Annotated in this window: 29 protein-coding genes and 1 pseudogene; 24 read left to right on the forward strand and 6 right to left on the reverse strand. The window is 67.9% G+C overall.

Annotation, left to right across the window (positions count from 1 at the left end; translation table 11 throughout):
* The first annotated feature begins 128 nt into the window (after nt 1-128).
* Genes GXW78_RS12290 through terL form a run of 3 tightly spaced genes read left to right on the forward strand, consistent with a single transcriptional unit; the run spans nt 129 to nt 4142 of the window.
* Complete coding sequence (locus tag GXW78_RS12290) at nt 129-2408, forward strand: glycosyl hydrolase family 28-related protein (protein WP_211869111.1); 2280 nt, start codon at nt 129-131, stop codon at nt 2406-2408.
* Nucleotides 2405-2722 (forward strand): hypothetical protein, encoded by a 318-nt coding sequence (locus GXW78_RS12295; RefSeq protein WP_211869112.1) that lies wholly within the window; start codon nt 2405-2407, stop codon nt 2720-2722. The genes GXW78_RS12290 and GXW78_RS12295 overlap by 4 nt, the downstream gene beginning before the upstream one ends.
* Nucleotides 2700-4142 carry a phage terminase large subunit gene (gene terL / locus GXW78_RS12300; RefSeq protein ID WP_211869113.1) on the forward strand — a complete coding sequence of 481 codons (1443 nt, stop codon included), beginning with the start codon at nt 2700-2702 and terminating at the stop codon, nt 4140-4142. The genes GXW78_RS12295 and terL overlap by 23 nt, the downstream gene beginning before the upstream one ends.
* A gap of 85 nt (nt 4143-4227) precedes the next feature.
* Here terL and GXW78_RS12305 read toward each other — a convergent pair whose 3' ends face one another.
* Nucleotides 4228-4449 (reverse strand): hypothetical protein, encoded by a 222-nt coding sequence (locus GXW78_RS12305; RefSeq protein ID WP_211869231.1) that lies wholly within the window; start codon nt 4447-4449, stop codon nt 4228-4230.
* Nucleotides 4450-4539: 90 nt separating this feature from the next.
* Here GXW78_RS12305 and GXW78_RS12310 point away from each other — a divergent pair, with 90 nt between their 5' ends.
* From GXW78_RS12310 to GXW78_RS12335, 7 genes and pseudogenes are all read left to right on the forward strand, one after another.
* Complete coding sequence (locus GXW78_RS12310) at nt 4540-4875, forward strand: hypothetical protein (protein ID WP_211869114.1); 336 nt, start codon at nt 4540-4542, stop codon at nt 4873-4875.
* A gap of 73 nt (nt 4876-4948) precedes the next feature.
* Nucleotides 4949-5125 carry a hypothetical protein gene (locus tag GXW78_RS12315; RefSeq protein ID WP_211869115.1) on the forward strand — a complete coding sequence of 59 codons (177 nt, stop codon included), beginning with the start codon at nt 4949-4951 and terminating at the stop codon, nt 5123-5125.
* A gap of 114 nt (nt 5126-5239) precedes the next feature.
* Nucleotides 5240-5521, forward strand: a pseudogene (locus tag GXW78_RS28630) (Arm DNA-binding domain-containing protein); the annotation flags it as partial.
* 27 nt (nt 5522-5548) lie between these two features.
* The gene (locus tag GXW78_RS28485) at nt 5549-6529 is read left to right on the forward strand and encodes a tyrosine-type recombinase/integrase (protein WP_338147737.1); all 981 of its coding nucleotides are present in this window, start codon (nt 5549-5551) and stop codon (nt 6527-6529) included.
* Nucleotides 6526-7137, forward strand: coding sequence for a hypothetical protein (locus GXW78_RS12325; protein ID WP_211869117.1), 612 nt, complete (start codon nt 6526-6528; stop codon nt 7135-7137). Before GXW78_RS28485 ends, GXW78_RS12325 begins: the two co-directional genes overlap by 4 nt.
* 957 nt (nt 7138-8094) lie before the next feature.
* Nucleotides 8095-8679, forward strand: coding sequence for a hypothetical protein (locus tag GXW78_RS12330; RefSeq protein WP_211869118.1), 585 nt, complete (start codon nt 8095-8097; stop codon nt 8677-8679).
* A 539-nt stretch (nt 8680-9218) separates the two neighbouring features.
* Nucleotides 9219-9716: a hypothetical protein gene (locus GXW78_RS12335; RefSeq protein WP_211869119.1), complete on the forward strand. Its 498-nt coding sequence runs from the start codon at nt 9219-9221 to the stop codon at nt 9714-9716.
* Here GXW78_RS12335 and GXW78_RS12340 read toward each other — a convergent pair.
* Nucleotides 9700-9939, reverse strand: a complete 240-nt coding sequence (locus tag GXW78_RS12340) for a hypothetical protein (protein ID WP_211869120.1) — start codon at nt 9937-9939, stop codon at nt 9700-9702. The genes GXW78_RS12335 and GXW78_RS12340 overlap by 17 nt on opposite strands.
* Nucleotides 9940-10021: 82 nt before the next feature.
* On the opposite strand from GXW78_RS12340, the gene GXW78_RS12345 reads away from it, so the two are divergent.
* From GXW78_RS12345 to GXW78_RS12390, 10 genes are all read left to right on the forward strand, one after another.
* Nucleotides 10022-10654 (forward strand): hypothetical protein, encoded by a 633-nt coding sequence (locus GXW78_RS12345; protein ID WP_211869121.1) that lies wholly within the window; start codon nt 10022-10024, stop codon nt 10652-10654.
* Nucleotides 10654-11151, forward strand: a complete 498-nt coding sequence (locus GXW78_RS12350) for an XkdF-like putative serine protease domain-containing protein (RefSeq protein WP_211869122.1) — start codon at nt 10654-10656, stop codon at nt 11149-11151. The genes GXW78_RS12345 and GXW78_RS12350 overlap by 1 nt, the downstream gene beginning before the upstream one ends.
* Nucleotides 11148-11540 carry a hypothetical protein gene (locus GXW78_RS12355; protein ID WP_211869123.1) on the forward strand — a complete coding sequence of 131 codons (393 nt, stop codon included), beginning with the start codon at nt 11148-11150 and terminating at the stop codon, nt 11538-11540. Before GXW78_RS12350 ends, GXW78_RS12355 begins: the two co-directional genes overlap by 4 nt.
* 135 nt (nt 11541-11675) lie before the next feature.
* Nucleotides 11676-12167, forward strand: a complete 492-nt coding sequence (locus GXW78_RS12360; protein ID WP_211869124.1) for a DUF4365 domain-containing protein — start codon at nt 11676-11678, stop codon at nt 12165-12167.
* Nucleotides 12164-13366 carry a hypothetical protein gene (locus tag GXW78_RS12365; protein ID WP_211869125.1) on the forward strand — a complete coding sequence of 401 codons (1203 nt, stop codon included), beginning with the start codon at nt 12164-12166 and terminating at the stop codon, nt 13364-13366. The genes GXW78_RS12360 and GXW78_RS12365 overlap by 4 nt, the downstream gene beginning before the upstream one ends.
* Nucleotides 13367-13499: 133 nt before the next feature.
* A complete protein-coding gene (locus GXW78_RS12370) occupies nt 13500-15092 on the forward strand; it encodes a reverse transcriptase domain-containing protein (RefSeq protein WP_211869126.1) in 1593 nt (530 codons plus the stop codon).
* Between the two features lie 258 nt (nt 15093-15350).
* Nucleotides 15351-16058 (forward strand): DUF5677 domain-containing protein, encoded by a 708-nt coding sequence (locus tag GXW78_RS12375; RefSeq protein ID WP_211869127.1) that lies wholly within the window; start codon nt 15351-15353, stop codon nt 16056-16058.
* A 157-nt stretch (nt 16059-16215) separates the two neighbouring features.
* A complete protein-coding gene (locus GXW78_RS12380; RefSeq protein WP_211869128.1) occupies nt 16216-16482 on the forward strand; it encodes a DUF6894 family protein in 267 nt (88 codons plus the stop codon).
* 432 nt (nt 16483-16914) lie between these two features.
* Entirely contained in the window at nt 16915-17109 is a 195-nt protein-coding gene (locus tag GXW78_RS12385; protein ID WP_338147738.1) for a hypothetical protein, read from the forward strand.
* Nucleotides 17110-17118: 9 nt separating this feature from the next.
* A complete protein-coding gene (locus tag GXW78_RS12390; RefSeq protein WP_211869130.1) occupies nt 17119-17475 on the forward strand; it encodes a DUF952 domain-containing protein in 357 nt (118 codons plus the stop codon).
* Here the strand turns inward: GXW78_RS12390 and GXW78_RS12395 are convergent.
* Complete coding sequence (locus GXW78_RS12395) at nt 17448-18311, reverse strand: DMT family transporter (RefSeq protein WP_246522090.1); 864 nt, start codon at nt 18309-18311, stop codon at nt 17448-17450. The two genes, GXW78_RS12390 and GXW78_RS12395, sit on opposite strands and share 28 nt — an antisense overlap.
* A 242-nt stretch (nt 18312-18553) precedes the next feature.
* Between GXW78_RS12395 and GXW78_RS12400 the strand changes: the two genes are divergently transcribed.
* Genes GXW78_RS12400 through GXW78_RS12410 form a run of 3 tightly spaced genes read left to right on the forward strand, consistent with a single transcriptional unit; the run spans nt 18554 to nt 20822 of the window.
* Complete coding sequence (locus tag GXW78_RS12400; RefSeq protein WP_211869131.1) at nt 18554-19609, forward strand: quinone-dependent dihydroorotate dehydrogenase; 1056 nt, start codon at nt 18554-18556, stop codon at nt 19607-19609.
* On the forward strand, nt 19609-20469 hold the full coding sequence (locus GXW78_RS12405; protein ID WP_211869132.1) for a TIGR01459 family HAD-type hydrolase: 861 nt from the start codon (nt 19609-19611) through the stop codon (nt 20467-20469). The genes GXW78_RS12400 and GXW78_RS12405 overlap by 1 nt, the downstream gene beginning before the upstream one ends.
* A complete protein-coding gene (locus GXW78_RS12410; RefSeq protein ID WP_211869133.1) occupies nt 20466-20822 on the forward strand; it encodes an MmcQ/YjbR family DNA-binding protein in 357 nt (118 codons plus the stop codon). Before GXW78_RS12405 ends, GXW78_RS12410 begins: the two co-directional genes overlap by 4 nt.
* Before the next feature lies 1 nt (nt 20823).
* Here the strand turns inward: GXW78_RS12410 and GXW78_RS12415 are convergent, their stop codons facing one another.
* Nucleotides 20824-22215 (reverse strand): aminotransferase-like domain-containing protein, encoded by a 1392-nt coding sequence (locus tag GXW78_RS12415; RefSeq protein ID WP_211869134.1) that lies wholly within the window; start codon nt 22213-22215, stop codon nt 20824-20826.
* Nucleotides 22216-22335: 120 nt separating this feature from the next.
* On the opposite strand from GXW78_RS12415, the gene GXW78_RS12420 reads away from it, so the two are divergent.
* Nucleotides 22336-22707 carry a DUF983 domain-containing protein gene (locus tag GXW78_RS12420; protein ID WP_211869135.1) on the forward strand — a complete coding sequence of 124 codons (372 nt, stop codon included), beginning with the start codon at nt 22336-22338 and terminating at the stop codon, nt 22705-22707.
* Here GXW78_RS12420 and GXW78_RS12425 read toward each other — a convergent pair whose 3' ends face one another.
* Nucleotides 22708-23043, reverse strand: coding sequence for a DHCW motif cupin fold protein (locus GXW78_RS12425; protein WP_338147739.1), 336 nt, complete (start codon nt 23041-23043; stop codon nt 22708-22710). It abuts the gene before it with no gap.
* Nucleotides 23044-23063: 20 nt separating this feature from the next.
* Nucleotides 23064-23654 (reverse strand): YqgE/AlgH family protein, encoded by a 591-nt coding sequence (locus GXW78_RS12430; protein WP_246522092.1) that lies wholly within the window; start codon nt 23652-23654, stop codon nt 23064-23066.
* Between the last annotated feature and the right edge of the window lie 34 nt (nt 23655-23688).

Here is a 23688-nt window from a genome sequence, read left to right on the forward strand (position 1 = left end):
TGCCGTCGCACAGCACGTTCCCGGCCCGGTGCAGGACATCGCGCCGGACCGCTTTGCAGCGCCGAGGCATGCGCCGGCTGGCGCCAGCCCGCACGGCTCTGAGCCACCCCAGGACATCGAGGATCACCATGAGCGAACACATCACGATCGGCGATGTCGCGCCGCGCGTGCAGTATGTCGCGGACGGCGTGCTGGCCGAATTCACCTACCCGTTCCCGATCTTCGAGGAGGCGGATCTCGAGATCCGCCTCGACGGCGCGGTGCTGGCCGGCGGTGCGACCATCGCGGGCGCCGGCATCGCCGAGGGCGGCAGCGTCGTCTTTCCGGAGGCACCGGCAGCCGGCACGCGCATCACGCTGCGCCGCCGGCTCAAGATCGCCCGCGCGACGGATTTCCAGGCGAACGGCATCCTGCGCGCGCGCAGCCTGAACGATGAGCTCGACTACCAGGTGGCGGCGATCCAGCAGGTGGCAGACGATGTGGCGGGCGCGCTGCGGATCGATCCGTCGGAGGCCGGCAATCTCATCCTACCGCTGCGCGGGGCGCGGGCGAACCGTGTGCTCGGCTTCGATGGCTCGGGCGACCTGGCCGTGTTCGACCGCGGCACGGGGTTGCTCGGCGTCCCCTTTCCCGGCGGCGTGCCTCGCAGCGTGGAGGACAAGCTCGCCGAGCGGCTGACCGCCAGGGATTTCGGCGCGACCGGCGACGGCGTGACGGATGACGGGCCGGCGCTCGCCGCCGCCATGGCCGCGGCCGCGGCCTCGGGACGCGTGCTGGTGATCGGCGAGGGCACGCACCGCACCACACAGCCGCTGGTTCTCGGCGGCGGGGCGGCCGGGCTGATCATGCACGGATCGATCCTCTATGCCGGGCCGGACGGGCACGCGGCGCTGACGCTCGGCGACGGTGCCGCCGTGCGCAACGCATCCAAGCGATATGAGGGGCTGCGGGTGATCCGCGCCGTGATCTCGGACTGGATGAACGAGGCCGATATCGGTCTGGTCATGCGCAATCTCGACGCATCCTTCGTCGAGATCCGCCAGGTCGAGGGCTTCACGATCGGCATCCGCACCCAGGGCGTCGAGCGCGGCTTCGAGGACACGACGCTGATGCTCGGCCGCATCGTGAACAACCGGATCGGCCTCGACGTGCGCACGGAGACGGCGGCGGCGTGGAACACCTCCGTCCGCTACTACGGTGGGCACTTCGCCATCGGAAGCGCCGTCCACACCGACAAGGACCGGTTCGGGATTCGCCTCTCCGCAGCGCCCGGAGCCTATGTGGCGCACAACCGGCACCTGTTCGACGGACCCGGCTTCGAATTGCAGGCGACGGGCAGGCCGATCAGCGGCATCCCGGTGCTCTGCGAGGTGAACAGCCGCTCGGTCTGGGTGCGCGGCATGCGGATGGAAAGCTGCAGCGCCTTCGCGGCGCGTCACACGGCCGGCGCGCAGGATCATGTCTATGAGGTGGCCTGGGCCAGCCAAGCCTATCTCGTCAGCGTCGACTACACGGCGACGGCAACGCGCACCGGCGCAGTGGTGCGCGCCTACCACCAGTCGGCCGCCTTCCGTGAATCGAGCCGTGAGGTTGGCAGCGTGCCGAACCTGCGCGCGGCGCGCATCCGCTGGTCGAACAGCGAATCGGGCTTCGACAGGTTGGCCTGCCTATCATCGAACGTGTCGGGCAGCCCGGCGACGCTCGCCGATTTCGCCTTCGCCGCGCTCGATTCCTACGGTTTCACCGACCAGGGCGTCGTGCTGACCGGCGGGCGGGGCCTCGGCTTCGTCGTCGATGCCCGCAATTGCCGGGACTTCGCACTGGCGGTGGATGCCGACGCGCCGCGCGTGGCGGTGATGTGCTTCGACGCCAACCGCAACCTGCTAAGCGACGGCGGCACGCCGTTGGTCCGCGCTTCGGGCCAGTCGCTGGTATGGAATGCGGCGGCACGCTGGTACCAGGGCTCGGCCGACATGGCGGATGCGACGCTGACGCGCCCGCAGGTCGTGCATCTCGAACCGCAGGTCGCCTACGCGATCATCGGCCTGGCGCGCATCGGCACGGATTATGAGGTGCGCGCGATGCGCCTCGGCTGCGATCCGCTGTTCGCACCGCCGCTGCTGTACGGCCTGCCCGGGCTGCCGCATGGGGCGCGCGAGCTGGTGGCAGAGACGGTCTGGGACGCGCCGTCGATCGCCGCGGGGGGCTCGGCGACGGTGAGCGTGCCGCTGGTCGGCGCACGGCCGGGGGATTTCGCTTCGGCAGCGTTCTCGCTGGCGACCTCCGGCGTGGTGTTCCTCGCCCAGGTGGGGGCGACGGATGTCGTGACCGTCACCGCCTGGAACCGGACCGCCGCCGCGGTCGATCTGAACGCCGGGACGGTGCGGGCACGCGTGGTGAAGGCATGAGCGGCGGGCCGGAGGCCGGGCCGCGCAGGCCCGATCTGCGCGCGGCGATGGGTGTGGTGGCGGAGGAGTACTTCCGCTTCCTTCAAGGCGGGCCGGAACCGGGCACCGGCGACGACACCAAGGCCTTCGCCGCGCATCACGCGGCGTGCCGGGCGGCGCTCGCGCATCTCGAACATCTGCTGAAGCTGGCCCGCGCAATGGGCGAGCCCGACAGCGGCGTCGAGGAAGTGACGACCTTCCTGATCGAGGCCCGCCAGGCGCTGTCCGCATTCGAGCAGGAGGAGGATCCGCATGGCGAGGAAGAGCAGTCCTGACGCCGGCTTCCTCGAATTCGTCTGGGTCTGGAACCGGCGGCTGAACAACGACACGCCGTCGGTGCACCGGCGCATCGCGCGCTGGCTGGAGGCGCGCGACGCGGCCGACGAACGCCGCCTGCTGCTGATGGCCTTCCGGGGCTGCGGCAAGTCGACGCTGGTCGGGCTATGGTGCGCATGGCTGCTGGCTCAGCGGCCGCAGACGCGCATCCTGGTGCTGGCTGCCGATGCGTCGCTGGCCGTGAAGATGGTGGCGTCCGTGCGGCGCATCGTCGAGCGGCATCCACTGTGCAGGCACCTGCTTCCGGATGGGTCGGAGGCCTGGGCGTCGGACCGCTTCACCGTCGCGCGGGATGGCGCGCTGCGCGATCCGTCGATGCTGGCGCAGGGCATCGGCGGCAATGTTACCGGGAACCGCGCCGAGGTGATCGTCTGTGACGATGTCGAAGTCGCGGGCAATTGCGACACCCCGGGCAAGCGCGCGGAGCTGCGCGAGCGACTGGCGGAAGCCGAGTTCATCCTCGTACCCGGCGGCACGATCCTGTTCGTCGGCACGCCACACTGCGAGGACAGCCTGTATCGCCCCCCGGCGGAGGAAGGCGCGTTCCTGCGCGGCTATCGCCGGCTCGCGGTGCCGGTAATGAATGCGGCGGGCGTCGCGGCCTGGCCGGAGCGCTTCTCGCGCGACGCCATTGCCGCGCTGCGCGACCGTGTCGGTCCGTTGCAGTTCCAGCGGCAGATGATGCTGCAGGCGGTGGCCTCGTCGGCGGTGCGGCTCGATCCGGCGGCGATGGTCCGGTACGGCGACGAACCGGACTATCGCGAGGCCCAAGGGCGCGGCGTGCTGACGCTGCTCGGGCGGCGCCTGGTCGCCGGGGGAGCGTTCTGGGACCCGGCCTATGGGCGGCCCGGGACGGGTGACGCTTCGGTCCTGGCCTGCACCTATGCCGATCCGGAGGGACATCACTTCCTCCACCGCCTCGCCTATCTCACGCACGATCCGGCAGCGGCGGACGACCCGGCGACCCAACAATGCCGGGCGGTGGCGGCGGTGCTGAAGGAGACGCTGCTGCCCTCCGTGCGGGTGGAGACGAACGGCCTCGGGAAGTTCCTGCCGGCGTTGCTGCGGCGCGAGCTTGCGCGGGCGGGCGTGGCCTGCGCGGTGGTGGAGCACGTCAGCACGCGGGCGAAGGCGGATCGCATCCTGGGCGCGATCGAGCCGGCGCTGGCGGCAAGGCGGCTGCATGCGCATGAGAGCGTATTCCGCACGTCCTTCCCGGGCGAGATAGCGGAATGGCGCCCCGATGCGGTCGGTGCCCGCGACGATGCGCTGGATGCCGTGGCCGGATGCCTGCTGGCCGAACCCGTTCGCCTGGTGCGCGCCGCCCCCCCCGCCCGCCCCGCTTCCTGGCGCGCCTAGATGGGCCGTCGCTCCGCGTCGTCGCTGTCCCGGTGACAGACAGAAAAAGGAGGGGGTCCGGGGGAGTTCCCTCCCCCGGCCTTCCTCACGCGGCGTGCCGCTTCAGGATCTCGGTCTCGTGCCGGTTCAACCCGGCTTCGGTGATCTCGAAGCGCCCGTCCTCGCGCGGCTGGGCCAGGCCCATGCCGGTCAGCCGGTTCAGGCAGGGCCCGTCCTTGAGGCCCGGCGGGCGCCCGTGCGGTCCGACCAGCGTCAGCCGGTGCAGCGCGGACCGGCAGCAGGTCTCGAGATAGGGCTCGTTCCACATGTGTTGGCGTCGGCTTCCCATGGGGTGTTCCCCCAAGGGTGGCCTGCTGCCGCTTCCCCTTCAAGGTTTCAGCAGAAGGCAGATCAGAGAATGCCGATCCAGATCGAACCGTTGTGGTGGATCACGGCCGTGGAGGCGCCTGTCGTGGCGGCGCTGTTCTGGATGATCCATGGCCTGCGCAACGACATGCAGCAGCGCTTCGAGCGCGGCGACCAGCGCGAATCCGATGCGCTGACGCGCACACGGGATGAGCTGGCGCAGTTCAAGATCGAGGTGGCGCGGACCTATGTGCCGCTGTCGCTGATCCGTGATCTCGACCGGCGGATGTCCGACCACCTGGTGCGGATCGAGGAGAAGCTGGAGGAGGTGTCGCGCGCCGGGATCGCTGTGGCGCAGGCGGCGCGCCGGATGGAGGAACGGGAGTGAGCGCGGCGCTTCGCCAGGATGGCGGCGTCGAGATCCTCGCCCTGACCTTTGGGGAGAGGCAGCCGGGCGCCCCGTGCGCGCGATCGAAGCGATGGCGGCACTGGTGATGAACCGGGCGCGGCAGGCGGCGGTGCCCGGCGGGCCGGCACATTGGGGGCGGGACGTCGCGGCGGTGTGCCGCGCGCCGTTCCAGTTCCCGTGCTGTCTGCGCAACCACACCTCATGCCCGCTCATGGCCGCTCACGCATGAGCCTGTATGCCCGCAATTACCTCATTTTCCCCCAAACGCTCGCTCACCGCGTTCCATTCCCGCTCACCCTAGTCCACAATCTGGTTGTGGACAGGACCGTGGACAGGGGTCGCGATGCCGAAACAGAACGTGCTGACAGTGAGGGAGGCGGCTGCCCTCATCCGGGCTGGCAGACCGGGCGCCACAAGCGACGGAGCCGGCCTTAGCCTGCGGGTAGCAGGGCCGGGGTCCGCCCGATGGACCCTGCGATATCAGCGCGACGGCCGCGCCCGTGAGGCTGGCCTCGGAGGCGTAGGCGTCCAGGGCGACCGCCTGACCGGCGTTGGTCTCGCTGATGCCCGCCTTCGCGCCGAACAGGCCCGAGCCATGCTGCGGGATGGCCTGGACCCGATCGCGGAGGCCGAGAAGGCGAAGCCGGCCACCGTGACCTTCGGCGACGTGTTGACGATCGTCATGGACGACAAGGTGTCCTCGAACCGATCCGCGAGGCACCGGGCACAGTGGCGCGCGACCCTGTCGAGATATGCGGCCGACCTGATCGAGAAGCCCGTTGAGGGCATCGTCACCGATGACGTGCTGGCCGTGCTGCGCCCGATCTGGACCCGCATTCCCGAGACGGCATCCCGGGTCCGGCAGCGGATCGAGGCGGTACTGACCGCAGCATCGGTGCGCAATCTCCGGCAAGGTCAGAACCCGGCGCAATGGCGCGGGCACCTTCAGGGCATCCTCCCGGCGCCGCGCAAGGTGAAGCCGACCGAGAACCATCCGGCGCTGGCTTGGCAGCAGATGCCGGCGTTCTGGTCCGCGTTGGCGGAGCGCAAGGCGAAGTCGAACGTTGCGCTGAGGTTCTTGATCTTGTGCGCCAGCAGGACGGGCGAGGTGCGGGGTATGAGGCGCCGGGAGGTGGACCTCGACACCGCGACGTGGACCATACCGGCGGGGCGCATGAAGGCCGGCAGAATGCACCGCGTCGCGCTCAGCACGCCGGCCCTGGCGATCCTGAAGGACCGCATCACGACCGACACCGGGGCGATGGACCTGTTGTTTCCAGGCGTGCATCCGAGCCGGCCGATGAGCGATTGGACACTAAGGAAGGCGTTGGACGCCGCGAACCCGGCCGAGACGGACGCGGACGATGCGCTGCCATGCTGGCGTGACGAGCGGGATCGCCCAATTACGCCCCACGGCTTCAGGTCGAGCTTCAGGGTGTGGTGCGCGGAGAGCGGCGTGTCCGACGCATTAGCTGAAGCGGCCCTTGCCCACGTTGTCCGCGGTGTCGAGGGCGCTTATCAGCGAAGTGACCTAATCGAGCAGCGCCGCCCCGTGATGGAGCGCTGGGCGCAGCACTGTCTGGGCCAGACAGCGAAGATCGTGCCGCTGCGGCGGAAGTCGCGGGCATCATGAAGTTGATCCCTCCCAACAGTGACACCGCCGCCCGCCGGAGGGGCCGACCACGAACGCAGCCCTTCCTTCCGGCCCGTGCCCGCGCCGCTATCGCTGCGCTTTTAAGCGGCGACGAGCAATCGGCCATCGATCACGGGATCACGCCGGAGGCCATGAGGGAGTATTGTGCGAGCCGGCGCGGCGAGCATGGTGCCGCCGTCGCCGCAATACGATCGGGGCTGATCGCCACTAAGGAGGCCTCCACCTCTTTCACGGTAAGGGATCAGGCGCGTGACATCGTACGCCATTTGCGGGAATGGGAGGCCGCGACCCTCCGCGGGAAGCCGGACTACACCCCGCAAAACGATCCACTCTATCCCGTCTACAGGTTCGCGCGCGGTGACCTCGACGCCAAGGATATTGGCGACGTTCGGTTTGGTCGTTCTGGCGACATCGGCAGCGTCGAAGCGGAGACGCTGATCGTCCCGCCGAGCACCCCCGCCTATCTCATCGGCAACGTTGCCTGGACGCTTTCGCTCGTCGCGAAAGCCGGCAGCTTCGACGACTTCGGCATAGCGTATTTCGCGTTCGCTAGGCTGGGCGAGGCTATAGAGGAAAAGTCCGATTAATCTCTTCTCGCTCGGTGTCGGCGCCAGCGATAGATGGATGCCCGCTGAACCACATTGAGCGGGGTTGAAATGCTGAAGCGAAAGTCCGAGCCGGCCGCCGACAAGGCGGAGAAGGCGGGTAAGACCGCCACAGTTGTGGGCGCCGCTCGGCGCGCATCGATGATCCCCGGCCTAGACCTCTTGCCCCAGGACGGTTCCGGCATCGCGCCATCCCGCGCGACACTTCGTCGTTGGAATGAACGCATCATGGCGGCCGGCGGAGAAGCGCTGCTGGTCAAAGTCGGTGGGACCGTCTTCATCCGCACCGCAGTCTTGGCACAGCATTGCGCGCGTGAGGCCGTGGCGGTGGTTGCCGGCGCGGCCCCTGATGGTGGAGCGCGCCGGAAGAAGGCTGCCGATCCGACAAGGCCGCCCTCCACGCCCGCGGCTCGCCGGAAGCCCGCACGGCGCAGCGCATCGGCCTGACCCGAAAAGGAACGGCCGGCGGCGCGAACCAACTCGCACACGCCGGCCGGAGATCGACGCCCGTCGCACAGGGTCGGTCTCCGGTTAGCATGATCGCGACCTCGGTTTCCAGCGTCGCCGGCCGGCACCGCCATGGCCGCGCGCACCGGCAGCACCGAGCCTCAACCGCACCCGCCAGGGCCTGGCGGCGCGCGTTGCGACATCCAAACGACCTTCCCGACTTGCGGGAAGTCCGAGGGGGGCAAAAAGCGCGGCCGGCCGCCAGTTTTGGTGCGGTCAAAGGGCCGATACGTAGATAGGGAACAATCTAGCCCCGCCGCCCTGATCCACCGCGCTGTCACCCTGCTCGATGCCGCAGCCGCGCTTGGTCGCCGCTGGTGGATCGGTTGCACGATCAGGCCCCGCGATCTTCCTGGCGCCTGGGATGCCGCCCGCACGCGAGTTCTGTGGACCGCAGTGGCAGCCGCTGCCCGCGACTTCTTGCGGAAGCGGGTGAAGGAACAGCCGGTCGCGTCGATCGCCTCGGTCCAGATGCAGGCCCGTTCCGGTGCTCACCTTCATGCCGCGTTGCTGGTCCAGCCCTTCCTCGCTGGACCTCTTAGACGCGCCATAGAGCGCGCGGTCTGCCGCTTCGCTGACGTGTCGAAGCTCCCGCCATACGCCATCCACTGGTGCGCGGACGGCAGCGCGTTGGGGGCCAAGGAGCCTTCAGGCGACCGGCGTACCCGAGCCCTGATGCACGATGGCCCCGGCGGCCGGCTGCGTGGATGGGTCGGCTACGTGCTGGCTGCGCTTCCCGAGCCCGGCGAGATCATCGCGGCCGGCGGCGCCGAGGTGATCGGCAAGGAGGGCGCGCGCCCGATCCAGGGCCGGCGGCTGATGATGTCCAGCGCGGACGCGCTTCGAAGCTGGGCCGAACGACAGGCCAGTCCCCCGGCTCCCTCGCGCCGGCTGAAGCAACGCCAGCAGCGATCCAAAGCATCACGTTCACATCGTCCAGAGAAGGAGGGAGTTGATGCCGCTGACCGCAACATCCAGAGCAATCAGGGCGATCCCGATGCCGCCGCCGGCCCATAGCGACGCCTGGGCCACGGGCTGGACCATCAAGCCACAGCATCACGCCCAGGCTCGGTCGCTTGGCCTGGACGTCGAAGCACAGGCGCGAACATTCCACTTCGTCGCCATCGCGCTCAACCACCCCATCCAGGACCCCGATCACGCATTCGTGGACTGGCTCCGCGACCGCGGCCGACGCGGCGGTTGGCGTGCACAGGACCGTACGCCCGGCACAGCGCCATGATCGCGATGGCGTCGTTCTCCGACACGGTGAGGCTGACGGTGGCGTCCAAGGCGTCGCTGAGGGAGGGGGCGCCTCCCCCGGCCGTGGTGTCGCCGGAGGAGACCGGCGCCGGCCAGGGGAGGCTTGGGGGTCCACCCACGGCGCCCGCGCCGAGCTACGGCGCCGTGGGATGGGATGCCCCGCCGCCGGTCTCTTCCGGGTCACGGCGGTGGGGACTTTGGGGGGCACGCGGAGAGAGGACGAAGAACGCGCGCCAACATCTCCATACCAGAATGTTATGGTTAGGCCATCATCATTCGCGAAGGAGCATGCCTCTATGTCCGGTACCATGAGCAACAGACCCGGCGCACCGCGCAGGCTGAAGTCGATCCGCATCAACGAAATCTCGCTGGTCGCCCGGCCGGCCAATGTCCACGCCGTCGCATTGATGACGAAGTGCGCCGACACCACGGCCGCCGACCTCGTCGCGCAGCAGGCCGATATCGCAGCGCGCCTCGATGCGTTGCAAAAGCGCCGGTCGCTGGATGGCGCGCCGGCCCGGCTGCTGAAGGCTGCGGCCGTGGCCGGTGATCGCATTCGTGCGCAGGTAGAGGGTCGCGCATACAGCGCACCGCTCCCGCCGACGCAGGTCGCGAAGGATGCTGGCGGTGGCGCCCGTCTTGTCTCGAAGGCTGCATCCATCGCGGAGGCGCACCGCGCCGCGCAGCAGGCCCAGCAGCGTGACACACCGCCGGTCTCGAAGGCCAACCTGTCGCCAGCCGAGCTCTTCATCCAGGCCGCTCGCGAGCGCGCCCGGCTCATGAAGGACGGCTGACGTGTCCAGGCGACGCCGCCGCGCCCCCCGCGAGGAACTGGCCGTCACCGGCTGGCGCATCGCGCGCGGTTGCAGTTTCGCCAGTCGATGCGTGCCTCCCGAAGCGGACGACCCCGAGCCCATCCACACCAAGGAGCCCGACCATGCCGCCCAACACCACGCCGACCAGCAACGCCTCGCGGATCATGCCGCGCAGGACGCCGGCCACCAGCAGGCGCATCACGGCGCCGGTAGGCGCGCCCGCCGCCGCCCCGCTCGACGCGGTCAAGGCCGCGCCCAAGCCTCCGCCTGATCCCGCCTGGGTGATGCCGTTGCGCGCCGCCCTTGGTGCCCTCCGCGATGTTGAGCAGCGCCACCGTCATGCGCAGGATCGGCTGCTCGTCGTGCGGCGCGAGGTTGCGGATGCGCGTGCAGCTTTGGCCCGGGAAGAAGCCGCAGGCCCGATCGACGGCAACGGCCGCAGCGTGGATGTCACCGTAGCAGCCGGCGATCGTCTGAACGCAGCCGAGGTCGAGGCGGCACGCATGAGCCGGATCACCGCGGCGCTGGGGGAGCAGGCAGAGACGGCGCGCGCTGCCCTGGGGCCACTAATCGAAGTCGGCCGTGTCGGGAGCATCGAATGGCTCGATACCGAGCTTGTAGCGATCGACCGGGAGTACCGCGCGGCGGCCGACGCGACCATGTCGATCATCGCCCGGTTCGTAGCGGTGGCGGACCAGGCAGGTGCGCTGCACCTGACTGAAGCAGCGATACGGCTCCGCCTTGTCCGATCACTACTGGACAGCGGGGAGGGCGTCATGGAGATCGGCTCCATGCTGGGCATGACGCCGCCCGTCGCCAGTCCGACCAGCGAGCAGGCCGCCGACCTGCGTCGCCTCCTCGACACGGCGCGCACCGCCGCCGCCGGCAGCACCAGCCAGCATAAGGAGGCCGCGTGATGGAGATGTTCGCTCAGACGATGGCGCGGCTATACCCGCGGTCAACCCGGAAGTCCGGCCCAAAGATGTTCCTCGATGTCCTTGCTGCCCATGACGCACGACGCACCGCCAGGGCCGCCGCCGTGTTGAGCGTCACCAAGACGGCGGTGAACACGGAGAAGCGCCTGATCACCGGCTGGGCCAGCGTCGCCACGATGGGTGGGAAGGACGTGATCGACCTTCAGGGTGACGTCCTGTCGATCGAGGAAATCCGCGCAGCCGCACACGACTATATCCGGGGGTCGCGACCCGCTCTCCTGAACCACGCCGGTGAGGCTGTGGCGGAGGTGGTCGAGACCTTCGTTGCCGACGAAGCGGTGCAGAAGGCCTTGGGCGTGGATTTCGGCCGCACGGGCTGGTTGGTCACGATGTACGTCTCGGACGACGCCACCTGGGCGCGAGTGAAGGCCGGGGAGCTTGCAGCGTTCTCGATCGGCGGCATGGCGATCCGCGAATGACCACCGCCCCGCGCCGCCGCCGCACCGGTGGCCATCCATTCGGCCTGTCGCACCCGGTGCATGTTCGCGCCCGGCTGCGTCAGGCCGAGGCGCTGCGGCTGAGGATCGCCGGCTTCACGCTGGACGAGATCGCGGCGGCCCTGGGTTACGCCGGCCGGCAGGGCGTGCATGAGGCGCTTCGATCGGCCCGGTCGCATGCGTCACCAGCGCTGCGGATGGAGGAAGCCACACTCGACCTAGGCAGGCTGGACAGGCTGTTGGCCGCGGTGCTCCCCGCCGCCTTCGCCGGCCGGGTCGGCCACATCGAGGCGGCATGCCGATTGATCGAGGATCGGCACCGCCTGATCGGCATGCTGACCGCCATCCGTGCAGAGCGCGAACCGCAGTGATGAGGGCCCGGAGAAGGATGCGGGCCATCGCGTGAGACCCTTGATACTGCGAATGCCGCCGCATACGGTTGCGAATACAGGGTGCGGGGATTTAGGCGCGAAGTGCCTATCACGGAAGAACACGCCAAGGAGGGAATGTCGCGGGCCCACATTGCAGCCGTCGCTGCAATGGCCGGCGTCTTGGTAGGCAAAACTGATCACGACTACGGTGTCGATGGGCACTTTAGAGAAGTGCAGGTGCTGCCAAATGGCCAGCATGTCGATGCGGGTGTATCGCTGGATTTTCAGGCGAAGGCGACGACGGTATTCACGCGGGAGCAGAACCACATCGCCTATGATCTGGACGCTCGCGCATACAACAACCTTGTCCGGCGGGGGACCTACCGAACCACCCTCATCCTCATATTGCTTTGTCTGCCGCGCAGCCGGTCGGATTGGCATGAGCTAACGACCGCCGGGACCGTGCTTCGAGATCACTGCTACTGGTTCGTTCTCCCTCCCGGACCGGAAACCGGAAACACATCATCGGTGCGCATCAAGGTGCCAACCAGCCAGCGGTTTTCTCCGGAGGCGCTGAAGAAACTTCTGGCGCTAGAGCAGGCGCGCTGCTCAACGACCTCCCCATGAGCGACAGTGATCGCATAGACCCCGCGACGGTGCCGCTGGAGCTACTCCAGCGGTATGTCCGCGCGCAGGGCTGGCGAAACGCGACGCGTGCGGAGGTAGCGTCACCTGAGGTGTCTCGCGATGGGGAAGAAGCCTTCCGTAGCTTCCTAGAGGCACGTAGTGCGGCCCACGTGGACTATCGGTTGATGGTCAACCCAGCGGACGGTCTAGCGGGCGTCAAGTTGGTTGTACCTGTCGATACGAAGGGCCCGGATTTCCTGTCTCGCATCGACCGGGCTGTTCGGCTTCTCGCCGCGATTGAGGGTCGCGCAGCCGGCGTGGTGGCACGCGCGATCCGTTCGGTCGGGTTCGATGCAATGTTCAGTCGCCTGCCGGACATCATGGTCCAAAGCGACACCGTGAGCCTGAAGACAGCAACGGATCATATTGCTGCCTTCAAGTCCGCGCTCGTTAGCACGGCTATGACAGAGCATCGTCCCGTCTCGCATTATGATCAGCCGAGCAAGGCCGCGACGGACTACGCGGAGGCCTGTCGGTTCGGACACACGTTCCGGGGAAGCTTCGGGTTCAGCATCGAAAGCCCGCTGGAACGGCGTGACGGTGATCCGCTGTTGGCGGATGTAGAACCGACGCCTCCGTTTGAGAGACGAGTTGTAGCGCGCTTCGTGCGAGGTCTTCGCGCGGTGGCGGCTGCTGGCTCAACGAGAGATCTGGAACCGTTGATGGACGGCCCAGAACATGGGTTCGGCGCTAACGCCTACGAGGCTGTTGCGAGCCTGATCGAGACGTCGGGTGTGGGTTTCGCGATAGACGTAAGCCTGAGCCCCGAATGGCTGGCGCCACCGGACATTGGCAAGCAAGCAAGCGTATCTCTCGCCCCCATCCATGCGGAGGTTGCGCGTGAAGCGGGAAGAGCGTTGAGGAGGCGCCTGACGCCGGAGTTCGTTGAGATCGTGGGAATGGTCGTGACGCTACGAAGCGAGCAAAATCCGCAGTTGCTGGACCCGCGCGGCAGTCAGGTCCTTACGGTGAAGTGGACGAGCCCGAAGCACGGCGAGATCAGGACGCAGGTCCGGGTCAGCGCCGAAGACTATCTAGCTGCCATCCGCGCACATCAGGAGGGGCAGGCAATCCGCGTGAAGGGCACGCTGGAACACCGACATGGATGGGTCTTGGTCGATCCATCTCCACTGCATTGACGAGTAAGGCATTGCCCCCGGACGAGGGCCGGAAACCCTAACCAGAAATAGACGGCGCCGCCGCCGGAGTGGCCGCTCTATCGCTCTATCCGGGTGGACTGATAGCATCGCTACGAAGCATGTCGGAGGGAACGTGACCTTTCGTCTTAGTGAAGCGTCCCTGACGAACGCCATCAAACATCTCTGTCGCTATGGCGACACGGACGTGTTCCCTCACTTGCCCGAGTTGGCTTTTCTTAGAGAACAAGAAAATGCGGTAGTAAAAGAGCTAGCTCAATTGGACCTCGATACATTTGATCCGGTCGGCGCCATTGAGGCCCTGGGACCCAAGAGCCGCTTTAGCTTCCGGATCGTGCACCAGATGCCGCTGCTCGATACCGTGTTGCTCCTCGCGGCCGTCGTTGAGATCGGCCCGTCCATTGAGGCACATCGGCAGCCTCCCGAGGAACACCGTGCCTTCTCGTATCGCTTCGCATTGGACGGCAACGGAGCTATCTTCAGCCCGGACCGGACGTTCAGGGCTTGGCTTCAAGCTCAGCTTGCACTTGTGAAGGCCAATTTGAAGATCCGAAATATCATCAGCACGGACATTTCGGACTTCTACGCGCGGGTAAACTACCATCGACTTGAGAACCTGCTTGCCGAAGTTGCACCAAAGCACGGTGCAGCGAGATACATTTTGAAGCACATCAAAGTCATTCGAGCGAAGCAGTCGTTCGGGGTTCCGGTCGGCGGAAGTGCTGCGCGATTATTGGCTGAACTCGCGCTCGCCGACACAGACCTCGCGATCAGGCAGGAAGGTCTACTTTCAACGCGGTTTGTCGATGATTTTCGGATTTTCCTACAAGCGCATGAGGATCCTTATGACGCTCTGGCGTTGCTGGCAGAGCAACTGGGACTGAGCGAAGGCCTATCGTTAAACGCGGCGAAAACTAAAGTGGAAACGCGGGCCGAGTTTCTTGCGCGCCTCCGGCATCTTGTGGCGGACGTTGCGGAAGAAGCCGAAGGAGCTGCGCTCGAGGCTCTTACTAGCGATATCTACTTCGATGATGAACCTGATGCGGCGGACCTCGAGGCACTAAAGAGCATGAACCTCTTAGGGTTCCTGCAGGAGGAAGTAGGCGAAGAAGCCTTCGATATGGGGCGCATCAAGGTCATTTTTCGCGCCCTGACCCTCGCAAAGCCATCTGAAGCCGTGGAATATATCCGAGATAATTTTACTGAACTTGTGGTATTCGCGAAAGAAATGACGATATTAATGCAGGCTCTACAGAATGACAATCGCGGGTGCTTTGCGGATCTTACCGAAACGGTGATAGATACTATATTGTCGCCCCCTTCATCAAGCATTCAAACAATCAAAACTTGGCTTATGGAGCTCTTCGTGCGTGGGGTGGTTCCGATAGACGCTTCCGGCGTGAAGAGGTTGGAGACACTCTCTTCGCCGCTAGATCGCCGCCAACTCCACCTGATCCGTGGGCGTATCCGCGATCGCCTGTATTTCCGGCGAGGGAAGACCGGCTTCGGGCAGTTGTCCGATATGGAGCAATCCTGCTTCGTCTGGGGGGCGAGTTGCCTGCCGAAAGACGAGTTTGAGAGCTGGTTAACGATGGCTAAGTCGATCTTTGCCAGGCCGCTGGGCGCGCTCTACCTCAAATGGGCGGAGCAGCAGCGAGGCAAGCTGTTCGCGAAGTTGGAAACGCCGACTGACGATCATCAAGAGTAACGCGCTCTTAGCGGCCGGGCACACCCGCTACTGCTTCCGTCACATCAGGATGCCTTTAGCGGCGGCGATGGAGGCCGATGGTGCTCTTCGCGAGGTCCATGGGCACCCTGCCTATTCGTTTTCGTATGGGGCCCGATTGAGTACCCTGGCGCAATGGCTTCCGATCATCCTCCGCCGCCGAAGGTTGACCCCAACGAAGTGGAGCGATTGCGCGCACACCTGAACCTTGTTCCTCAGGCTCGCGTAGCCTGCCTCGCGATGATCGACGCGATGGGGGCCACGGACCTAAACGACTTCTCGGTGCCGAAGCAGACCGTCTTCGGGCTGGTCGCCCGATCAGTGGGAAATCTTCAAGGTGTGGACCTGCTGCTCCGGGCCGAGCGGATTGTGGAGGCGCGGACCATCACCCGATGCCTCGTCGAGAACTTAGTCTTGTTGGCCAGCATCTACGCTCGGCCGGACCGGACGCTGGAAGAGCTTCAGCGGGATTTCGTCAAAAGCCGGGTCGTGCGCGCGGACATCCTCGCCAAGGGAGGAAGTGACGTGATCGAGCCGGAGCAACTGGCCCGACTACAGGCATTCGCTTCAGACCTCAGAGGGCGGCACCCGAAGACCAGCTACCTAAATCAGACACGGCTCGCCGCGGATACATTCGCGGAAGGGGCCATGGCGACATACAGCCTTCTGTCGGACGATGCGGCGCATGCCACCGTCGCTTCACTTGCCCGCCACATCCTCCTTCAGCAGTCTGGCGCCAGAGAACTCATCCCCTACCCCGAGCCGTCAGTATCGGAGGCGTGTCACACGGCCGCCACCGCCACCAACATGACCCTCGGGCTACTTCTCGGTTCCAGGGACATCTTCGGCAACGCGCTGGGGGAACAGGACATCCTGAAGCTGCACACCGAGTTGTCGGCCGTGAAGGCACGCTGGCCGCCCCGGCCGGGCACGCTGGACCCGACCTAGGAGGCAACCCTTACCTGCCTATCATAGGCGCCGCGGACCATGAGGTCCGACCTCGCAATCAGCGCCTGCGAGATTGGCGGCACGTTCCGCGTCTTGCCCCCCATGCCGCCCTCGCGGCTAGGATGGATCGGACGTCGATGCCAGTCGGGGGGGCAGCATGGACTTCGACAGCACAGAGCCGGAGTTCCCGGTCCGCGTGTTCTTTTACGCCACAGATGGCGAGGCGAGCGTGTCTGACGATATTGGGACCGTTGTGCGCGACGAAGCACATGTCGAGCAGGTGGCTCGCGAAACAGCACGCGCCATCATGGCGAACCAGCCCGAGCGAACGGACTGGTCCGATTGGGGGGTCATCCCCGTTACCGAGGAACGTGACGGGGTCGAGATCGAATTCGATGAGGTTCCGTTCCCTCCGCCGCACTAGCGCGTCGCCCGTCCTGCCCCCGCCTCTGTCGCCCTGGCCTGACAATCCGTGGGCGCCTGTGCCGCCTGGACAGGTCGCGGACCCTGCTGCCGACCCGCCCCCGCCTGTTGCCCTGTAGCGCCCTCCCCAGCCCGCCGCAGCCGTCCATGCGCCTGCCTGACGAGCCGAGCCGTGTCCCGCAGCGCCCCGCCCGAGCCGCCCCAGCGCCCGCCAGAGCACCCCAGCACCGCCTAGAGTGCCCTGAGCTGCCGCTGAGCCCGCCCAGCCGCCCGCCTGATCCAGCCGCGCCCCAGGAGACCGGCCGGCCGTGGACAGGATTGTGGACAAGCAATGGTCGCCTGTCAGAAAAATCCATTATTTCAATTTAGTAGACCATACTTCCCGCAGACGTGCTGGAACCGCAACCACCCGCGCCATGCCGCGCTGCGGGAGGTGCCGGCGGGTGACGGAGCGCTGGCGATCTGCCGGCGGGTGGCGGCGCGGGCGATCGCGGGGTCGCTGCCGGACCCCACCGGCGGCGCGACGCATTTCCACGATGCGCTGGCGCTGCCGGGATGGGCCCTCGGCCGGCCGGCAGCGGCCGAGATCGGCGGGCTGTGCTTCTACCGGGCTGAAGACCTAGGCTAGAGACCGGGCATGGAACCCTTCATCTACACATTGGTGCGCGAAGCGGATTGGCGCGCGGCGGAAGCGGCCGGCGCCTATGCCGGCAGCGCGGACGACCGGCGGGACGGCTTCCTGCATTTCTCGACCGCCGGGCAGGTGCGGGCGAGCGCGGCGAAGCATCGCGCGGGCATCGCCGACCTGCTGCTGGTCGAGGCGGAGGCAGCCGTGCTCGGCGAGGCGCTGCGCTGGGAACCGGCCGCCGGCGGGTCGCGGCCGGGACTGTTCCCGCATCTGTATGCGCCGCTGCCGCTGTCGACGGTGCGGCGCGTGGTGGCACTGCCGCTCGGCGCCGACGGAAGTCACGTTTTTCCCGACGGCTTCGCCTGAGCCGCTCGCTGGCTCATCAGGCAGGCGAAGACGACGATCATGGCGCCCACCATGGTCCAGGCGCTCGGCCACACGCCCCAGATGGCGAGGTCGAAGCTGAGCGCGAAGACCAGCGCGCTGAATTCCAGCGGCGCGAGCCGCGCCGCGGAGTCGTGGCGGAAGGCGATGGCAAGGCACAGCGTCGCGCCTCCCGCCAACACCCCGTTCACCGCCAGCGCAGCGAGATCGAGCGCGGATGGCGCGACCCAGGACATCGCCGCGAAGGGCGAGACCAGGATCAGCCCCGGCAGCGAGGACCACAGGATCAGCACGGCGACGCCCGTCTCATGCCGCAGCAGCCGGTTCGCCGTCAGCACCATCGCGTAGCAGACCGTAGCGAAGAACGCCCAGAGATAGGCTCGCACCGGCCCGCCGGCGGCGAGCCCCGGCCACATCGCGACCAGTACCCCTGCGAAGCCTAGCAGGGACCAGGCCCAGACGGCCCGCCCGGTGCGCTCCTTGAGCACCAGCGCCGCCAGCCCCAGCGTCATGAAGGGCGCCGTGAAGTAGACGAGGTAGCCCTCGGCCATCGGAATCTCGCGCAGGGCGAGGAAGAAGCCGAAGCCGGAGCCGATCATCATCGCGGCGCGCGTCAGGTGCAGCCAGGGGTGCGCGGTGGAGAGCCGGCCGCCGAGGCCGGGCAGGACGGCGCGCGCGGCGAACAGCGCCAGCAGCAGCGTCGCGTAGCGCACCACGATCACTTGGTCCGCAGGGTAGCGCCCTGACAGCAGCTTGGAATTGGCGTCCAGCAGCGCGAACAGCGCCATCGCGACGACGATGAAGGCGGGGCCTTTCATTCTTTTCGCCTCAACATCCGGCGGCCTGGCTTGCGCGCCCTGCACTGTCGCGTCCGGCGCGGTATGCGGTCTGGGCGCTCGCGCTGTGCGCTCGCGGCCCGATGCGCGGCATCGGGCCGGGGTCTGGGGGCGGGTGGCACCGGCGTGCTTTCTTGGTGTGACCATTGGCTTCTCGCCGCGGGCCGCGGCCGGCGTCAACCGGGCTTTCCCCGCGCGGCGTGCCGAGGCACAAGACAGCCGCCATGATCCCTTCCCTCGCCTCCGCCCTCATGCCGTTGATGCGCGGCCTCGACGCCGAAACCGCACATGGGATCGCGCTGAAAGCGCTCGCCGCGGGGCTTGCCGGTCGTGATTCGGGCCGCGACGACCCGGTGCTGGCGACGGAGGCGCTCGGCCTGCGCTTCCGCAATCCGATCGGCCTGGCCGCCGGCTTCGACAAGGATGCGGTGGCGGTGCTGCCGCTGATGCGGCTCGGCTTCGGCTTCGTCGAGGCCGGCACCGTCACGCCGCGCCCGCAGCCCGGCAATCCCCGCCCGCGCCTGTTCCGGCTGACCGAGGACCAGGCGGTGATCAACCGCATGGGCTTCAACAATGGCGGGCTGGACGGCTATGTCGCGCGGCTGCGCGACCTGCCGGCGGAACGCCCCGCGGTGTTCGGTGCGAACATCGGCATCAACAAGGAAGGCGCCGATCCGGAACGCGACTACCCGGCGCTGTATGCCGCCGTCGCGCCGTTCGCTGATTACGTCACCATGAATGTGTCCTCCCCCAACACGCCGGGCCTGCGGGACCTGCAGGGGGAGGAGAAGCTGGCCGCGATTCTTGATGCCATTGCGGCAACGCGCGCGACGCTGCCGCGCACCCCGCCGCTGCTGGTGAAGATCGCGCCGGACCTCGCCGACGACGCGCTGCCGCCGATCGTGCAGGCCTGCCTGACGCGCGGTGTGGCGGGGCTGATCGTGTCCAACACCACCATCGCACGGCCTCCGCTGACCTCCCCGCACGCAAAGGAAGCGGGCGGGCTGTCCGGCGCCCCGCTCTTCGCACCCTCCACCGAGGTGCTGCGCAAGGTGTTCCGCATCGCGCGCGGGCGGCTGGTGCTGATCGGCGTCGGCGGCATCGCGACCGCCGAGCAGGCCTACGCGAAGATCCGCGCCGGCGCCTCGCTGGTGCAGTTCTATTCCGCCTTCGCCTATGCCGGGCCGGCGCTGCCGAGGCGGATCGCCGATGGCCTCGCCGTGCTGCTGAAGCGCGACGGCTTCACTTCTGTCGCCGACGCCGTCGGCAAGGATGCGTGATGGAAATCCTCGACGGCATCGCGCCGATCGCCGACCGCTACGATGGCTACGTGCTCGACCTCTGGGGCGTCGTGCATGACGGGCGCAAGCCCTATCCCGGCGTGCCCGAGGCGCTCGCCGAACTGAAGGCGCGCGGCAAGGCGATCTGCTTCCTGACCAACGCGCCGCGGCGCGCCTGGGTCGTGGCGGAGATGCTTGACCGCATGGGCCTCGACCGCGCGCTGTATGACGGGATCATGTCCTCGGGCGAGGCGTCCTGGCGGATGCTGAAGGACCGGAAGCACCCCTGGTTCGCAGCGCTCGGCCACCGCTGCATCCATATCGGGCCGGAGCGCGACCTCTCCGTCGTCGAGGAAGACGTTGCCGAGATCGTCACCGATCCCGACCAGGCCGATTTCCTGCTGAACACCGGCCCGGACGATCGGCTCGGCCCGACCAGCAGCGAGCCGTATCGCCCGATGCTCGAGGCCTGCGCCAAGGCGCGCCTACCGATGATCTGCGTGAACCCCGACCGCGCCGTGATGGTCGCCGGGCGGAAGGTGATCTGCGCCGGCGCGCTGGCCGACATCTATCTGGAGCTCGGCCAGAAGGTGATGGAAATCGGCAAGCCCGACCCCGCCGTCTACGAGCCGGTGCTGGAGGTGCTGGGCAACCCGCAGCGGCATCGCGTCGTCGCCATCGGCGACACGCCGCACACCGACCTCGCCGGCGCGCAGGCCGCCGGGCTTGATGCGCTCTGGGCGCTGACCGGCCTCGCCGCCGAGGCGCATGGCGACGACCCGGCGCCGGCACGCCTCGCCGAGGTCGCGCATGAGGAAGGCGTGCGCCCCATCGCCGCGCTGCGGAGCCTGCGCTGGTGAGTGCCGCCGCGCAGAAGCGTCTGCGCGCAATCTGCCTCGCCCTGCCCGAGGCAGCGGAACAGGAAACCTGGGAAGCACCGACCTGGCGCATCCGCGGCAAGATCTTCTGCATGTGGCGCCCGATGGATGACGGCACCGGCGCGCTGTGGTGCAAGGCGCCGCGCGGCGTGCAGGAGATGCTGGTGGAGGCCGACCCGGCGCGATTCTTCCGCCCGCCCTATGTCGGGCCCAAGGGCTGGATCGGGCTTGTGCTCGACCGGGCCACCGATTGGAAGGAGGTCGCCGCGCTGGTCACGCGGTCGTGGCGGATGACAGCCCCGAAGCGGGTGGCGGCCACGCTGCCAGAAGGCTGACCTAGACGATCCCGGCGAAGGCCGTGCCCGGTTCGATGCTCAGCGTCTCGGCCACGGCCCGCAACGCCGCCCGCAGCGAGGCCCGGCTCGACGCGGCCCCAAGGGAAAGCCGGACCGCCCCCGGCGGCGGCACTGCCGCATCCACCGCAAAGGCGTCGCTCGGCACCACCGCGAGCCCCTGTCGGCGAAGCTGCGTGGCGAAATGCAGCCGGTCCCAATGCGGCGGCAGCGCGAGCCAGACATGGATGCCTTCGGGATGGGCGCTGATTGCCGCCCCCGGCAGAATCTCGCGCGCCAGGCGCTGCCTTGCCGCGCATTCGCGCCGGATGGCACCCACGATCGCCGCTGCCGTGCCGTCCCCGACCCAGCCCATGACCACGCCGGCCGCCAGCGGGGAGGCCATCAGCACGCTCGCCCGCAGCGCCGCCGTCAGGGTCGCCGCCCAACGCGCATCGGGCACGACGATCCAGGCCAGCCGCAGCGCGGGCGACAGAACCTTCGACAGCGTCGCGATATGGAAGCCGAGTGCCGGCGCGAAGCTGGAGACCGCCGGAATGGAGTGCGACGGCAGCAGGCCGTAGGCATCGTCCTCGATGATCGGCAGGCCACGGCGCAGCGCGACGGCCGCGATCGCCTCCCGCCGCGCCATCGGCATGGTGATCGCGGTCGGGTTGTGCATGGTCGGCACCAGGTAAACGGCCTTCGGTGCGTGATCCCGGCAGGCCTCGTCCAAGGCGGCCGGCAACATTCCCTCCGCATCCCCGGCGATGGCGTGCAGCCGCAAGCCCAGATGCGCCGCCGCGGCGCGCAGCCCGGGATAGGTCAGCGCATCCGTGAGCACGACATCCCCGCGGGCCGCGAGGGCGCCGAGCACCGCCGCCAGCGCCGGTTGCGCGCCGGGGGACAGCAGCACGCGCTCCGGTGCCACGGCGCCGAGCGTCGGCGCCAGCCAGGCCGCGCCGGCCGCCTTCTCCGGCCCGCTGCCGGCGCCGGTGCGGTAGGTGAGCACCCCCGCCGCCTCCGGCCCCGCCAGCAGCCGCGCGACTCCACGCTGCAGCAGGTCCGGCAGGGACGGATCGGCCGGGATCGGCGGCAGGTTCATGCCAAGATCGACCGGCCCTTCCGCAGCCTCCGCGCGAGGCATCGCGGCGCCGCGGATGAAGGTGCCGCGACCGACGGTGGCATCGAGCAATCCGCGTTGCCGTGCCTCCGCATAGGCGCGTGTGACGGTCGTCAGGTCGAGGCCCAGCGCCTCCGACAGCGCGCGGTGCGTCGGCAGTCGCTGGCCCGGCCGCAGCGTGCCGTCGGCCACGGCCGCCCCGATCGCATCCGCGATGGCGCGATAGATCGGGCCGTCATGTCCCCCGAGGTGCGGCAGCCAGATAGAACTCATCTTGTCATCGAGCCATGCAATCCATATAAATCGCGCAAGGCGGCATTGATTGTATGTATATCAATGTGGATTGTATGGCAAGCACGCGATGCAGCCGGAACCGCCGGATGGAGACACGCGATGGCCGGGAGATCGAGGATCGTCGAGGGCGTGTTGAGGGGCGCGCGGCTCCGCTGCCCGCATTGCGGCGAAGGCCGCCTCTTCGCCGGGTTTCTCAAGGTCCGCGCCCATTGCGAAGTCTGCGGCGAGGACAACAGCGTCTTCCCGTCCGACGATGCGCCGCCCTACCTGTCACTCCTGCTCGTGGGGCACATCGTATTCCCCTTCGTCTTCTGGTCGGACAAAGTCTGGGCGCCGGCGCTGTGGCTGCAATTCGCCATCTGGATGCCGATCATCGTGGGCATCACCCTGGGCACCCTGCCCTTCATCAAGGGCGCGGTGATCGGCATCGCCTGGGCGAACGGCGTGACGCGCGACAGCGTCCGCCAGTAGTCAGTCGACGATGAACAGCTTGGCCCCGGTCGCGGTGCGCGACCGGTGCGGCTCGGCGCCATCCGCCACCTGGTAGGACATGCCGGGCTTCAGCGTGAAAACGCGGCCATCGGCGAGCGTCGTCTCCAGCTCGCCGTCCAGCACCAGCAGGACATGCCCCTTCTGGCACCAATGGTCCGAGACGTAGCCGGGCGAATACTCGACCATGCGGACGCGGATGGGGTTCTCCGCCGGCCCGACATGCCGGGTGCGCCACAGCGCCTCTCCCACATCCCCCGCATGGCGGCTGGGCTCCACCGCCGACCAGTCGGTCGTGTCGAACGGGATCTCAGCCATTTGCATCGGGCAGGTCTTCCTCAGGCGTGGCCGGCCGTACCTGACAGCAGGGCCGGGTCGACGCGCAGCTTGGCGAGCGCCGCCCCCCAGGTATGGCTGGTGTCACCATGGAACACCAGCGAGGCATCGGCCTGCACGTTCAGCCAGGCATTGCGCTGGATCTCATCCTCCAACTGCCCGGGCGCCCAACCGGCATAGCCGAGGGCGAGCACGCAATCCCGCGGCCCGCCACCGCCGGCGATCGCCTTCAGGATGTCCACGCTGGCCGTCAGCGTCAGCCCCTTCATCACCGGCAGGCTGCCATCGGTCGACCAGTCGTCGCTGTGCAGCACGAAGCCGCGACCGGTCTCGACCGGCCCGCCTTCCAGCATGCGGATGCGCCGCTGCGGAGGCATCGGCGCGACCTCGAGCTGGCGCAGCAGATCGTCGAACACCATGCCCGGCAACGGCCGGTTAACCACCAGCCCCATGGCGCCATCCGCCGAATGCGCACACAGGCAAACGACGGAGTGGTCGAAGCGCGGGTCCTGCATGCCCGGCATGGCAATCAGCAGGTGGCCGGTGAGGTAGGTGCCGTCTTTGTCAGCCGATGGGTCGATGGAGGAAGCCATCGAAAACATCTGGCGCGAGCCGGGCGGCTGCGCA

This window comes from Neoroseomonas terrae, assembly GCF_018129025.1.
In the GTDB taxonomy this organism is placed as follows: domain Bacteria; phylum Pseudomonadota; class Alphaproteobacteria; order Acetobacterales; family Acetobacteraceae; genus Neoroseomonas; species Neoroseomonas terrae.